General features: G+C 57.5%; 12 protein-coding genes. 3 read left to right on the forward strand and 9 right to left on the reverse strand.

Annotated elements, in window-relative coordinates:
* Positions 1-10: 10 nt before the first annotated feature.
* Genes R0135_RS14880 through R0135_RS14920 form a run of 9 tightly spaced genes read right to left on the reverse strand, consistent with a single transcriptional unit; the run spans position 11 to position 10,937 of the window.
* A complete protein-coding gene (locus R0135_RS14880; protein ID WP_407347704.1) occupies positions 11-1,105 on the reverse strand; it encodes a VWA domain-containing protein in 1,095 nt (364 codons plus the stop codon).
* A gap of 12 nt (positions 1,106-1,117) precedes the next feature.
* Complete coding sequence (locus R0135_RS14885; RefSeq protein ID WP_407347705.1) at positions 1,118-2,416, reverse strand: hypothetical protein; 1,299 nt, start codon at positions 2,414-2,416, stop codon at positions 1,118-1,120.
* Positions 2,416-3,216, reverse strand: coding sequence for a MotA/TolQ/ExbB proton channel family protein (locus R0135_RS14890; protein ID WP_407347706.1), 801 nt, complete (start codon positions 3,214-3,216; stop codon positions 2,416-2,418). The genes R0135_RS14885 and R0135_RS14890 overlap by 1 nt, the downstream gene beginning before the upstream one ends.
* 8 nt (positions 3,217-3,224) lie before the next feature.
* A complete protein-coding gene (locus tag R0135_RS14895) occupies positions 3,225-3,479 on the reverse strand; it encodes a hypothetical protein (RefSeq protein WP_407347707.1) in 255 nt (84 codons plus the stop codon).
* A gap of 4 nt (positions 3,480-3,483) precedes the next feature.
* On the reverse strand, positions 3,484-5,544 hold the full coding sequence (locus R0135_RS14900; RefSeq protein ID WP_407347708.1) for a PEGA domain-containing protein: 2,061 nt from the start codon (positions 5,542-5,544) through the stop codon (positions 3,484-3,486).
* Positions 5,544-7,073, reverse strand: coding sequence for a hypothetical protein (locus R0135_RS14905; protein ID WP_407347709.1), 1,530 nt, complete (start codon positions 7,071-7,073; stop codon positions 5,544-5,546). The genes R0135_RS14900 and R0135_RS14905 overlap by 1 nt, the downstream gene beginning before the upstream one ends.
* 15 nt (positions 7,074-7,088) lie before the next feature.
* On the reverse strand, positions 7,089-8,303 hold the full coding sequence (locus R0135_RS14910; RefSeq protein ID WP_407347710.1) for a hypothetical protein: 1,215 nt from the start codon (positions 8,301-8,303) through the stop codon (positions 7,089-7,091).
* Positions 8,300-9,754: a hypothetical protein gene (locus tag R0135_RS14915; protein WP_407347711.1), complete on the reverse strand. Its 1,455-nt coding sequence runs from the start codon at positions 9,752-9,754 to the stop codon at positions 8,300-8,302. The genes R0135_RS14910 and R0135_RS14915 overlap by 4 nt, the downstream gene beginning before the upstream one ends.
* Positions 9,735-10,937 carry a hypothetical protein gene (locus R0135_RS14920; protein WP_407347712.1) on the reverse strand — a complete coding sequence of 401 codons (1,203 nt, stop codon included), beginning with the start codon at positions 10,935-10,937 and terminating at the stop codon, positions 9,735-9,737. The genes R0135_RS14915 and R0135_RS14920 overlap by 20 nt, the downstream gene beginning before the upstream one ends.
* 223 nt (positions 10,938-11,160) lie before the next feature.
* On the opposite strand from R0135_RS14920, the gene R0135_RS14925 reads away from it, so the two are divergent.
* The 3 genes from R0135_RS14925 to pdxH are packed head-to-tail and all read left to right on the forward strand — an operon-like array spanning position 11,161 to position 12,725.
* The gene (locus tag R0135_RS14925; protein ID WP_407347713.1) at positions 11,161-11,460 is read left to right on the forward strand and encodes a hypothetical protein; all 300 of its coding nucleotides are present in this window, start codon (positions 11,161-11,163) and stop codon (positions 11,458-11,460) included.
* A 51-nt stretch (positions 11,461-11,511) separates the two neighbouring features.
* Positions 11,512-12,081 (forward strand): DUF4136 domain-containing protein, encoded by a 570-nt coding sequence (locus R0135_RS14930; RefSeq protein ID WP_407347714.1) that lies wholly within the window; start codon positions 11,512-11,514, stop codon positions 12,079-12,081.
* Positions 12,078-12,725: a pyridoxamine 5'-phosphate oxidase gene (gene pdxH / locus R0135_RS14935; RefSeq protein ID WP_407347715.1), complete on the forward strand. Its 648-nt coding sequence runs from the start codon at positions 12,078-12,080 to the stop codon at positions 12,723-12,725. The genes R0135_RS14930 and pdxH overlap by 4 nt, the downstream gene beginning before the upstream one ends.
* Position 12,726: the final 1 nt, after the last annotated feature.

A 12,726-nucleotide genomic window follows, 5' to 3' on the forward strand; every position in this document is an offset into this window, starting at 1 on the left:
TCCGGATCTCCTAGGGCCAGTCACTGGAGGGGCTCATAAAAGACCCTCGAGTGCTTTGGGCCAACTGCCAGAACTCTGAGGCAGCAAGGGGGTCCCCCTCCATCGGCGCCAGGATGATGTTCACCGGGACGTTGGCCGGCAACTTGCGCACGGCTTCGCGGTACAGCCGTTGACGCTGATTACCGCTCACCGTAGTGCCCCGGGGAGGATTGGCGCCCTGAGTCGGCAGACCGTCGGTAATCAGGAATATATTGTCTGGCACTGGCGACAGGGTTTGCAGGTAACTGAATACGTTTTCGAGACTGGTGCCGTTAGCTGGGGTGATCTCGCGCAGCGCAGCGGACACCTCTTCAAGCTGTGCCTGATCTGCCACTTCCATCCACTTTCCAGCGGTCTCGGGTAATGCGGTCTGCGCTTGGGTGTTAAAAGTAATCACCTGGTACTCACTGCCCACCGGCAGCTGTGAGGTAAGCCAGTCCATGGTGTTGAGTGTCCGGGTCCACTTTTCGGTGCTGCGCTGGAGTTTTGGGTCCATGTTGCGCATTCGAATAATGTTCACGACGCGGTCGGCAAGCATGCTGGCAGATATGTCGAGCAAAATGGCGATGTTCTTGCCGCCAAGATTGAGTCCCGTAAGGTACTGGCGATTGCCGTCACCGACAAAGCTTCGCGCACTTTTTCCGCTTTCTTCTTCCGCCGCTTCTCTGAGTCTTTTGACTTCGTCTTCGAGTGATTGAACCTCAGCTTTGAGTTGTTCTACGGCTTCATCTTCGCTGACATCTTCGGGGATCAGCGCAGCGATGAGTGCCTCGTACTCCTGCACCTCATCGATGACGCGGGTGGCTCGCCCCTCGGCTTCGACGATTTCCAGATTCACCTCATCCAGAGTGTTGCGCAGGACCACCAGACCTTCTTCGCCTTCGCGAATATCCTCTTCGAGCATATTCACCTCGGAGAGTAGGTCCACGTTGAGCTCTTTAGACTCGACGACTATGGAGTGATCGATGATGAGAAACACCAGTATCACCGCACCGAATCCACAGGACATAATGTCCAGAAAAGACAGGTTAAATGTGCTGAAGCTACGTTTGTTGCGCCGTGCCACGGGTTATCAGCCTCAGCTCTGAACTTCGATCAGGCGTCCGTGCCCTGCAGTTCCCAGCGACAGCGTATCGCCCAGCGACAGTGGTTGCTGGGGCGTGCTGGGCATGCCGTTGATCAGCCCTCCATCACCATGCAGGGTCCAATGGCCATTGGATTGGCGAAGAGAAAAACCGCCGCTCAGCAATACCTGTTCGTCTCGCAGTGGCAACGCCAGCGTACCGAGCAGCACGTGAGTTGCCTTGCCCTGCGATGCAACGGACTCCACCGGCGAAGGATTGCTCAGGAGAGTGTCGCTGGGCGTCTCGCTTGGCGCCGCATGGAGCGTCCCCCGGGACTCTGCCTGGCTGCCCACAGGTGCCAGTTGGTCAACAAGGTGAAGGTCTTCACCGGGCAGTTCGACATGTTCGCGCTGAGTAATAAAGGCTTCCCAAAGCGCATTGGCCGGGAGCGTGTTTGTCTCGCCTTTGAGGCCTTCGATTCCGGGAAGTAGATGTAGCTCCGGGTCCAGCAGAATGGGTACATCGCTGGTCTGCCGGGACTGCTGCAGGCTTTTGATTAAACGTTCGCTGGCACTTGCCAGTGCGCCGGCGGTGATGCGACTTCGGTGGCCGTCGATGTCAACACTTGCCTCACCACGCTCGCGAAGCGTCGCGAGAATACTCGGTAGCTGGTTGTACAGATTCTGCTCACTGCTGGCACTGCGCCGGGGGTCAAACCGTGTCTGCTGAATAAACGCGCTGGCTATAGCCGATACACAGCGCTCCTGAAGCGCCAGTAGGCCACAGGCTGGCAGCGGCGTGCTGCGCACAACGCGAAGTTTGCCATCCTCCACAAGCAGTTCATTGATGATGGTTTGATTGAGCTGGGTTTCCAGGTGAATAGCTTTACCTGCCTGCGCAAGGGCAGCGCTGTTACTGGCAATGAGCACACTTCGGCTCACCAGCCCGGCAACCTTAAAGTCACTGGCCTGAGCGACGCCTAAAAGCAGAGAAAGCTGCTCCTTGGGCATGCTGTCAGGCACTGCAAGTACCAGCGCCGAGGGTGCCCCGGCGGTACTGTGGATGTGCCTCAGATGCGAGTGCACCAGATCAGCGGTGTGCCTTGCAGCGCCTAGAGCGGGTTTTAGCGGCTGTGTGCTGAGTTGCCACCAGAAACGGCTATTAGTGTCCCTTGGGCGCAGCCGAGACTGTTCAAAAGCCGCCTGGCCAAAGTGATACTCGCTTCCTTCAAGCATCACAAAACCCGGGCTGTGAAGCGCCGACCCTTCCTGCCAGAGACTGATCTGGGTATCACGGCAATCGAGAATGGCCATCAGTCGTTAGCCACCAGAAAGCGTAGTAGACGGCTGTCAGCATAACGCTGGCCGTTGAGCACCAGACGCTCCTGGGCCAGCTGTAACTGGTGCAGACAAAACATAATAACGATGGACAGTACCAATGCGACAAATGTGCTGTTAAAGGCCACACCCAGACTGACAGTCACTCCGGAGATATCGCCTTCCACGGCTTTATAGGCTTGTCCCAGGGCGTCGCCAATACCGCGGACGGTGCCGATAAAGCCAATGGATGGGATTGCCCAGGCGATGTAACGGACCATGGAAAGTTCGGAGTCCAGACGATCTGATTCAATATCACACTGCTCACGAATAGCGTCCGAAACGGCGGGTATGCTGCCTGTGGTGGCGAAGCGCTGCAGCGCAGACAGCAAAGTACGCGGCAGTAAGAAGCCCTGCTGATCGGCAGGAAGCGCTTCGATGGAGCGACTGTACTGCCGCGCGTCTTCCGGGAGCACACTGGTGCCCTCGGGAATCGATAGCAACTCCTCCTCCAGAAGCTTTTGTTCTTGCATATTCAGTCGACCCTTGTATCCCATGATCGACAGAGCCCAGATAAGCAATATAAAGCAGGCCTCCTGCTCAAAGTCACGGATGACCACGGCCAGGCTGCGCTTTGGAACGACCTCTTCGCCTGCGACCTGGGCTGCCATTTCTGCGGCAAGCTGATCGTCGGCACTGGGTCTAATCACTGCGACATACAGGGCGTGCACCAAAATGATCGCGGTCAGCAGTGCAAAGAGCTGGAACATAAACTCGGACGAGAGACTGTTCTTCATGAGACTTCCTAAATATCGACGGGAAAGGCGACGGATAAATCTTCAGATATTTGTTCCGACGCTTCGTAATCTTCAAACGGTTGTTCTGCTGAGGTGCTTACTGCAGGTTCTGGCTCAGCGCTGGCTTCACTGTTAGCGGTCGTTGTTACCGGCGGTGTTGCGACCGGTGTTGTTGTCTCGGTTTGAGCGACTGCGACGTAGCTGGCGAGTGAGTAACTAGCCAACAATAGAATTACAGCACTTAAATATTTTGTCAGTGACATTGTTTTACTCCGCGTAGCGGGCAATGCGAAACCCTACGTCATCCCGTCCTGCCTGCCCATAATCTCGATACGACAGCCGCAATTCCGGAAGACGCCCCAGGGCCCAGCTTGCGCCTCGAATGACGTAATTGTCACCCCGTTGAGCACCCAGAGGGTCCGTGGCTACTACACCACTGGACGCAGGAATGATGTAGACGTCATGCATCCACTCCGAAACATTACCTCCGAGATCGAAAATGCCCCGCTCATTGGCCTTAAAACTGCCCACAGGAGCGCTGACCACATAGCCATCGTTATAACCATTGAGCACCCGGCCGGTTACGTACGCTGAACTGTTGTCTGCAACGTTTTCGGCGACGTCTTTGGGTGGGAAATCATCGCCCCAGGTGAAGCGCTGGAGTGCTTCTCCGCGAATGCGGGCAACCCAGGCCCATTCAGCTTCTGTGGGTAGCCGGTAACCCAGGGCGTCGGGATCAAAGCCAATAATGATGCCCTGCTGTTCCTTATAGAACGGTGTGAGTCCTTCGCGCTGACTCAGCCAGTTGCAGAACGATGCGGCTTGTTGCCAACTAATTTGAGCCACGGGCTGGTGTTCGCGATTGAGACTGTTGCCCTCGATCTGCCCGGAGTTATGGGAGGCCTGAAACTGGCGAAACTGTGCGTTGGTGACTTCCTGGTTCTGGAAGTAAAAAGGACGCTCCAGACGCACCGGGTGCAGGACCTCGTTAGCTCGTCGACCCGGATCCCGACGCGAGGCGCCCATAGAGAACTCGTTACGCGGGGAGTCCACGGGATTCATCAGTGTTAGCGTCTGCCCCACGGCGGTGGTGATGGTAGGTGTGAGGCGGGCCTTGCGCGCCGCTTGCGGAGTAAGCAGCTGAATTTCGACCAATTGCTCCAGTCCCGGGCGAGGTGTGACGCTGCGCTTACCGGTTTCATAACCGTCCAGTCTGGCTTCCAGGCGCTGAAGTACCGCAGGCAGGGACAAGGTTTGGCTGCCACGGCCCACGATCTTGCCGTTCACCAGTAGCTCTGCTTCTGCGGGATTGAGCTTGACCAGAACGTCGCCTAGAAGAGGCTTTAAGCTGAGCGTACGCTCCAGGCTGGATCCCGCTTCCATGCGTAAGGTTTCGCTCGCGCGTCGGTAGCCTGCGCGAGACAGGCTGATGCGGTGATCCATATTTGGTGTGAGCTCAAGTTCCAGCGGCGTTTGTCCGGCAAATTCACCATCTACGCTGACGTTTGCACCACTGGGCGTACTGCGAAGGCTCAGGACCCCGGTGGCAGGTGTCAGAACTATCGTACCCAGATCCTGGGCCATCCCGGCCTCGATGCTGAGAGTTCGCTGCTCGCTCGCAAATCCGGGAAGTTGCACGGTAAGTTCATGCTCCCCCTGAAGGACCTCAAGCACTGCCGGGGCCTTGCCCCGGGGGATACCGTCGATAAGCAGTTCAGCTCCCGAAGGCTCGCTGCTGACATTGATCTCGGCCCAGGCGGGATCCAGGGATAAATCCAGTCGTTGCTGGATGTTGCGGCCAGTGACCTCTATCGTTTGTTCCAGCGGCAGGTAGCGAGGAAGCTCCAGGCGTAGGACGCGACTACCCGCTTCCACAGGGAGGTCCTTCAGCGGTGTTACGCCAAGAACTTCACCATCGACAGACAGGGTCGCACCGTCAGGCTCGCTCGCTAACGCCAGACGACCCGGCAGCGGCTGCAAAATCACCTCCTGGCGTTGCGTGGCATCCCTGGTGACTTCGATATCGCTTTCGTAGGGATGATAGCCAGCCGCGGTGACTTCCAGCGGATACGTTCCTGAGCGCAGTAGAAATCGCTCTCCAAAGGGCAGTACGAACCCGCTCAGGCTGATATTGGCCTCTTCCTCAGCGACTACCGTTATCTCCAATGATCGCGCCGTGAACAAAAACCACAGCGCCACAAAAAACAGCGCCACCGATGCAAACATCAACCAGCGCGACAGAGGAATACGCGCCTTTGTGGGCGCAGCCTCAGGGTTGAGAGGTTCAAAAGCTGCAGGTTTGATGGATTGACGTTCGCCAGCGCTCATCAGATGGCCTCACTACAGGCGATATACACCGGGGCATTTTCGCTGGGTGATACCGTAAACACGACGCGTGCATCACGATATCCCCGACGGCTACCCACCGCAGTGTATTTTCCGGGGCGCAAGCTGAGCTGTTGAGTGTCAAAGAGTCCCAGGCGCGCGACCTTGTACACGGTGACTTCGGTCAATCCGTCGGAGCTGATCGTGACTGGGAGCGGCGTGTTCGCCACCGCGATAATATTCCTGGCTGCTTCGACCTGCGCGCTCAAACGTGGACCCAGTCCGTCCAACAATTGAGCTCGCGCGACCGAATTCTTTGCCTCATTCAGAATCGCGTCGTCAACAAGCCGCTCGGGTTTTTCCACGATGGTCGCAAGTTCTTTTTCGATTTGGCCTCGGGGTTTGGCGACGGCCAGGCCCTCTCGGGCAAAACGCAGTCCCTGATCGATAGCCAGCGCTTCCTCAAACACCTTGATTGCGGCGGCCCAGTCTTCGTCCTGCAAAAGCTGTCTTCCACGTTTTTGCAGTCCTTGTAGTGTGGCAGCGGTGCGAGCTACCGATAGCTCTGCAAGTGCCGCTGCTGCCTCGGATGAACCCGGGCTCAAAGCGCTCGCACGTTCAAACCGCTGCTGTGCTGTAGTGAAGTCAGCGTTATCCAGTGCGGCATAGCCTTCGGACATGGCCGCGTTGAAACGGTCTTCGGTAAGTGCAGTTTTGAGGCGCTGAAGCTCTGATTGCACGTGCTGGTGTGCGCTATCGCTGTCGGCTGCGCTTTGCATGCTAGCTACGGCACTTTGAAGGTCTCCCGCCGACTCTGCTTCCGTTGCAGCGAGCACGCTGGCAACAAGCTCAGGGAGCACCGCAAGACGCAGGGATAGCTCGTCAGCTTCCGGGGAGCCGGGCTCGAGCTGTTCGGCCAGGGCCAGAGCGGACCTTGCAGATTCGGGGTCCAGATCTTCAATAGCCAAACGCGTTGCTTCAATTTGCTCGTCGAAGCGCTCCGGCATGGACTGTTCCAGGGTAAGCGCTTCGCTAAGGGCCTGCTGATACTGCTCAATCGCTGCGTCGAATTCCCGTTCTCGATACAACTCGTCTCCGGCCAGTGCCTGCGCTGCAATACTTAGCATGGCATCGCTGGCCCATTCCTGGGCGCCGCGTTCTTCAAGGTTTTCTTGCACGTCTAGCAACTCTGCAAGAAGCTCCTGCGCCTCGGCTCGGGCTTTTGCCGCGCGAGCATCAGCAAAAGGTGAGGCTGGGTCTGCGGTTTCCCTGGCCGGCGATGACGTTGAAGGTTGAGTCGCTGCGGGGTTTTTAGCGCTGATCGCGGTAATAGCAGGGTCAGCGCTGTCGCTGTCCTGCGTATCCACCCAGCCCGGTAACGCGAATACCACAATGAGAGCGAGCGCTCCAAGACCGCCAAAGGCTGGGAGCAGCCATTTTGGGCGAGCGTCATTGGTTGACGTAGGGCTTGCCGGTGTTGCTGCCGGTGCGTCAAAAGGTGTGGGTTGAACCCGTTGGTACTGCTCTGTCACTGAGGATTTTTCCGACTAGTTCTGAATGTTGGCGTCGGACGCCGGTGGTGCGAGTTCACCTATCTCGTTGCGATAGATCTCCGCAAGCACTTCACGCCACTGTGCGTACTGATCTTCCACGCTGCCACTGATCATTACCGTGCGATCTTCAAGTTCGATAACCTGAGGGGTTATTTCTGCTTCCAGAGACTGGCCGATTTCTTCCAGCGCTTCGACATGAATCTGAGCTTCGGCGCGAGTTTCCAGTCCACTTTTCAACAAGTAGCCCCCACCGATAATTGCGACATTGCCGGCAGCACGGGCGCTGCCGTCACCACTGCCTGCCGCTGCGATGCCTGCAATGATCGCAGCACCGCCGGCGATAAGTTGTTGCATGCTTTCCTTTTTGAGTTGCTGATAGGCAATAACTTCCTGGTAACTGAGTTTTCGCCATTCCTGATAGGGGCCAAACATCTCTTCGGAGAAGCCGCTGTAATAGGACTGCAAAGTATCGACAAAAACATGGTCGCGTTCTCGAAGCATGCGCACCCGGGCTAACATTGGATCATCCTCGGCAGGGAGCCTGACGACCAGCTGCTTGCCCTTGCGAGTCTTGTCGAGGTAACCCTCAAAGGCTTCGGTGGAGAAGCTTTGCGCAAACAGAAGCTCTGAGACGGTGCGGATTTCTTTGCGCTGTGCGCTGGGGAGCTTATCAAAACGCTCGATGAGGTCATTCGCTATCTGGTGATACACAGCCTGAAAAGGATCATAAGTCGACCGGGTCTTCGCGTCATAGGCATAGCGGCTGGCTGTGCCCTCGTAGACTCTTTCCAGCCATACGTAGTCTCGTGAATCTTTGGCAACTACCTTGAGCTCAAGAGTCTCGCCATCGGAGTGCAGGATCGTGCCGCTGATCATCAAGTCAGTTATGCGGTCCTCGTTGGGTACGACGCGCACTGCACCCCAGGCCCCGGAGTTTTGCAGTACTTCAGATAGCAGTTTTGGTATGTAGCGGGCTTCTGCACGACGCACTTCGGGATAGAGACGCTCGTCCTCGTCGACAAAATCAATGCCCGGATCAAAAATAGCGACCGCCACATCCATGAGCTCGTCTTCCGGCACCGGCAGGGCGGATCCCTGTAACGTGGGTATAGACGTGCTCTTAACCGTTTGACTCACGCAGCCGGCAAGGCTAAAGCCCAGGCAAACGACTGCCAGCCAACGCACATTTGCTGTGATCCGCGATGTCACGGCTGCTTGATGCCCTTATATTTGCGGTATTCAACCCAGAGTTTTTCTCTGACCGCAGGGTCAGGTTCGCGCATAGCCGCTTCGCGCAACTGCCGCGCGACTACGTCGTCGTTATTGCCGTTTGGTATGTCAGCAGGGGGAGGGTACTTGGCGGTATTTTGCGGAACGCTGCCGCCACCGCTGCTTGCACCACCCATGCCGCCGCCGACGCTGTAGCCGCCGCCACCCCCGATTTCACGGCCGTAATCGTCTCCGGCTTCGCCGCCACCGCCGGCGCCGCCAGCCGAGGCTGTCTGAATGGGCTCGTTGTTTGTTTGTTCGCGACTCGCCCTGCGCTGGGCTGCCTGCTCTTCGAGAATCATGGCGTCAAACTCGCCCATGCCGCGCTCAAGCTCTGCATCAAGAATCGCAACCTGCTCACCCGGGGTTAGCGTGCCCTGGCCACCAGGATAACGGCCATATCCGCCCGATGCTGTGGCGGCGTCTCCAGTCTCGCCACCTCCGCTACCCTGGCCAACACCTGTCGCGCCAGCGGTGACTTCTCCCTGGCCTTGGGCACCGTTTGTGCCTGTCCCCATAACGCCGCCCGGAATGCCAGGCATGCCGCCCGCAGCACCGGCACCGCTTTGACTACCCGCTGCGCCGGCTTCTGAGGATGATTCACCCATAGCACCGCCGCCGGCCGCTACAGATTCCTCATCTTCCATGCTGGGGAGCGCATCGCTGCCTCCTGCACTATCTTCGAATCCTGGCTCACCGCCGCCAGCACTGTCGCCACCTTCCGTGTCGCCCGTGCCTGCGGTGCTTTCGGCGCCTTGGCTACCGCTTCCCTCGCCTGTTTCTGCGCCCGCGCCAGCTTCATCAGCGCCCGGAGCTCCGCTTCCGCTTTGCTCACCGGGATCTGAGCCTGCTGCCACTTCGGCTCCCGGCGCCTCACCTGTGGGGAACTCACCCATATCTCGGGAAACGTCGCCGCCGTCCTGAAGGTCTCCGTCTGTAGACCCGCTTTCGCCGGGGTCCTGTGCAGACGCAGTGCTGTCGGAGGCTGATGCGCCCGACTGCTCGCCGCTTTGGGTCTCTGCGCCGCTCGGTGATTGCTCGCCGGAGCTGGCCGTCTCCCCAGAGGGGCTTTGGCTACTTTGTGATGATGGTGAGCTACTGCTACTTGACGAGCTGCTGCTTGAAGAGCTCGATGACTGCGACTGCGACTGCGACTGCGACTGCGACTGCGACTGCGAAGAAGACGACGAACTAGACGATGAGCTGCTCGGCGGCGGTGTGCTACTACTGGGTGTGGGTAACGATGGCGTTTGCGGTGTGGTTGGGTTGCTGGCGCTGGGGCAGCCGGTGAGTAACAGGCAGGCCAGCGACGACCCTAGCAGCAGCCTGAGAGTAGGCCCCCGGAGAACCGGAGTCTTGGAGTGTGGCTGTTCACCATGCGGAAATATCATAGGCCCAACGCAGTCCTTCTGTGTCTACGGGCATTCCATCGCTTATACGCGGTCGGAATGTCGTTCGTCTCAGCCGGCTGATGATGTCTCCGGCTTTGTCATTGTTGTTGACGTTGTCGTCTAGCCGGACGACGTCTGTCACCCGTCCGCGATCGGAAACCCCGAATTCTAGCAGCAATACACCCTCCTGCTCGCTTATGGGTTCGGGCAGTGAGCGAACCCCCGTGAGTCTGGGCAGCGGTCGCGGTGTACCGAGTAACTGTTCTCTTAGTTCTTGGGCAGCTTCGTTCTTCGCAAGTTCCCCGTCAATTTCGGCATAAGTAGCCATCGCCTCGTTGCGTTTGCCATGCCATAACTGCCAATCTCCAAGCATGAGCAGCATGTCCAGGGTATCTTGAAGGTCGTTGTCGCTGTGCGCGATCTTGACGTCATAGATCGCACGAATCACAGCGCTGCCCTGCTTATAGGCCTGACTTCGATAACCGATCTGCTGCGACTCTTCGCTGCCGTAAACACCACCTGTACGAAATTGACCAGTAGTGGTCTCGCCAACAAAACCGCTGATCAGGTATTGCGCTCGCAGCATTCCGTACAGAGGAGGCAGGAGCGTGGGTGACGTATCACCATCGACCTGTGCAAATTCGGTAAGGGCCAGTCGATAAAGGCTCCACATGTTGATCAGGCGGGTGAATGGCTGCTCCCCAATCCCCGCCTCGTAGGCCTGACGTTGCCAGAGAGCATGTTGCATCAGGGCCTGTCCCCGAGTGACGTCTGACAGTGTTTTTGCCTGCACGCGGTAAAGATAGCGTTGCCGTTCGTCGGCGGCCTCAAAGGCACCGAGTGCGATATGGCTGCTGATTTCGCCTTGGAGCAGGGCAAGTTGCCGGCGGCTATAGAGCCCCTCGTTAACGCGGGACAGGTGTATCCCGCGTTTGAACATTTTCACGGCTTGCTCGTGATCGCCATTGCGTTGCAGCGCGAGTCCCAGTCCCAGCAGGTCTTCGGTCAGCCCCGGGGCAAAGGCACCGCCGCTTGCCTCTATATCTTGAATGCGTCGCTGGTACTCCCGCACGTCGCTCATTAGTGATTCGCGGGCGCTCTCCTCACTTTCTAGAGTGGTCTGCGAGGCATCGAGTTCTTGGGTGCTGGCAATAGGCTGCCAACACAATAATAGCGTGCCCAATACCAGCGAGACTCTCCGGCGGAGACGCGCTGATGCTTGAAAAGGGCTGCTGATTCTTGTCATGTGTCAGGTCAAACGGCTCTCGTTGCTTACACGGCTTTTTACGCAAAGAAGTTCCTTGCGGCTCACGATAAGGTACACCGACTTTCGCCGAATACCCCTTGGGTGTCCACCATCGACGATGGCAAACTGTACCCCAAGCCTGGATTTGGCAAAAACTTCCATGAGTTTATTAGAGTCAGAGATTAGACAGCGATTGACCCGGCAGTTCCATCTGCTGGCTCAGGGAGATGATGCGCCGCCGGGCCCCAGATATCGTCTCGAAGGCCTGATGGAAGCGGCCGTCATCAGTGGCGAAATAAAAAAAGAAGCGCTTCAGGCGCTGATCGAAAACCTGCATCAGGATATTTTTGCTCAAACGATAGAGGCGCGGCTGGGCGAAGACTGGGAACAGTGGCATCCGTTTCCCCAGATACCGGCTTTTGCCCTTCGAGCACCGGTATCTCCCTCAACCAGCGATTGACTATACTGGGGCCACTTCGGGCAAATTTCGAAATATTTGGAGACTACATTCATGCGACTAATGCTTCGCGCTGGGGCCTTTGCTGCACTGGCTTTCCTACTGAACGGCTGTGTCAGCACATCTTTGGAAGCCGTGAGCGATTTTGACACCAAGTTTGCCTTTGATGAGGTGCGAAGCTTCGCCATCTTGCCCATTGACCGCACCTCAGCTGCGGAAAAACTTATCAGTGATATGCAGGTTGATCGCATCAACGAGGCCTTGACGAGGGAGTTAGAGACTCGCGGCTACAGCGTTGTGGCAGATAGAGAGACAGCGGATGTCTATCTGGCCTGGCATCTGGTCACCCGGGAGAAGACCGATATTCGCTCGTACAACGCAGCCAGTGCTTACAACTGTTGGCGCTGTGGCCCGCCGGTGTCTGATGTGAGTGTTCGTCAATTCGTTCAAGGTACCTTTATTGTCGACTTGATCGACCCCGAGCGCAGTCGATCTGTGTGGAGATCAACCATTCAGTCAGAGCTGGCTACTAATCCTGATCCTAAAGATGCCGCGAAGAATCGCGCCATTGCTGCTAAGGCGGTGCTGGCTCCCTTTCCTCCAGAGGGCACCGAGGCACAATGAGCGGGAATTTTGAGAGCTATCGGCGGGAGTACATCGCCGGAGGCCTCAGCGCAGAAGATCTGTGTGAATCTCCCATCGCGCAGTTTGAATTGTGGCTGGAGCAGGCGGTAAAGGCCGGTCTTTCAGATCCTACTGCCATGGCATTGTCGACTATCGACGATCAGGGGAGACCCTGGCAGCGCATTGTGTTGCTCAAGGGGCTTTCTGACGCGGGTTTTGTGTTCTACACCAACTTCGGGAGTGACAAGGCGGCGGCGATCGAAGGGAACCCCAGGGTTTCACTGTTGTTTCCCTGGAACGAGTTGGATCGCCAGGTAATCATCGGGGGTACTGCCCAGCGGATGAGTCTCGCGGAGTCTGCGACCTATTTTCTCTCGAGGCCCCGGGAGAGTCAGATTGCCGCTTGGGCATCGCGACAGAGCCGACCTATCGCCAAACGGGCTCTTCTGGAAGCGCAGGTGCAAAAGCTGCGAGACAAGTTTGCTGATGGCGAGGTGCCAGTGCCCGATTTTTGGGGTGGGTACCGCGTGCACCCGGAGCGCATAGAGTTCTGGCAGGGTGGCGAACATCGCCTGCATGATCGTTTTCGCTATTCGAGAGACACAGCCCAGGACGGTTGGGAGTTGGAGCAGCTGCAGCCCTGAT

The organism is Congregibacter variabilis (assembly GCF_045689235.1).
GTDB classification, from domain to species: Bacteria; Pseudomonadota; Gammaproteobacteria; order Pseudomonadales; family Halieaceae; genus Congregibacter; species Congregibacter variabilis.

Bases quoted from the DNA above. Each gene is read 5' to 3' on its own strand.
- R0135_RS14890 (WP_407347706.1), bottom strand. From the start codon at position 3,216: ATGAAGAACAGTCTCTCGTCCGAGTTTATGTTCCAGCTCTTTGCACTG.
- R0135_RS14925 (WP_407347713.1), top strand. From the start codon at position 11,161: ATGAGTTTATTAGAGTCAGAGATTAGACAGCGATTGACCCGGCAGTTC.
- R0135_RS14915 (WP_407347711.1), bottom strand. From the start codon at position 9,754: ATGATATTTCCGCATGGTGAACAGCCACACTCCAAGACTCCGGTTCTC.
- R0135_RS14930 (WP_407347714.1), top strand. From the start codon at position 11,512: ATGCGACTAATGCTTCGCGCTGGGGCCTTTGCTGCACTGGCTTTCCTA.
- R0135_RS14885 (WP_407347705.1), bottom strand. From the start codon at position 2,416: ATGGCCATTCTCGATTGCCGTGATACCCAGATCAGTCTCTGGCAGGAA.
- pdxH (WP_407347715.1), top strand. From the start codon at position 12,078: ATGAGCGGGAATTTTGAGAGCTATCGGCGGGAGTACATCGCCGGAGGC.
- R0135_RS14895 (WP_407347707.1), bottom strand. From the start codon at position 3,479: ATGTCACTGACAAAATATTTAAGTGCTGTAATTCTATTGTTGGCTAGT.
- R0135_RS14900 (WP_407347708.1), bottom strand. From the start codon at position 5,544: ATGAGCGCTGGCGAACGTCAATCCATCAAACCTGCAGCTTTTGAACCT.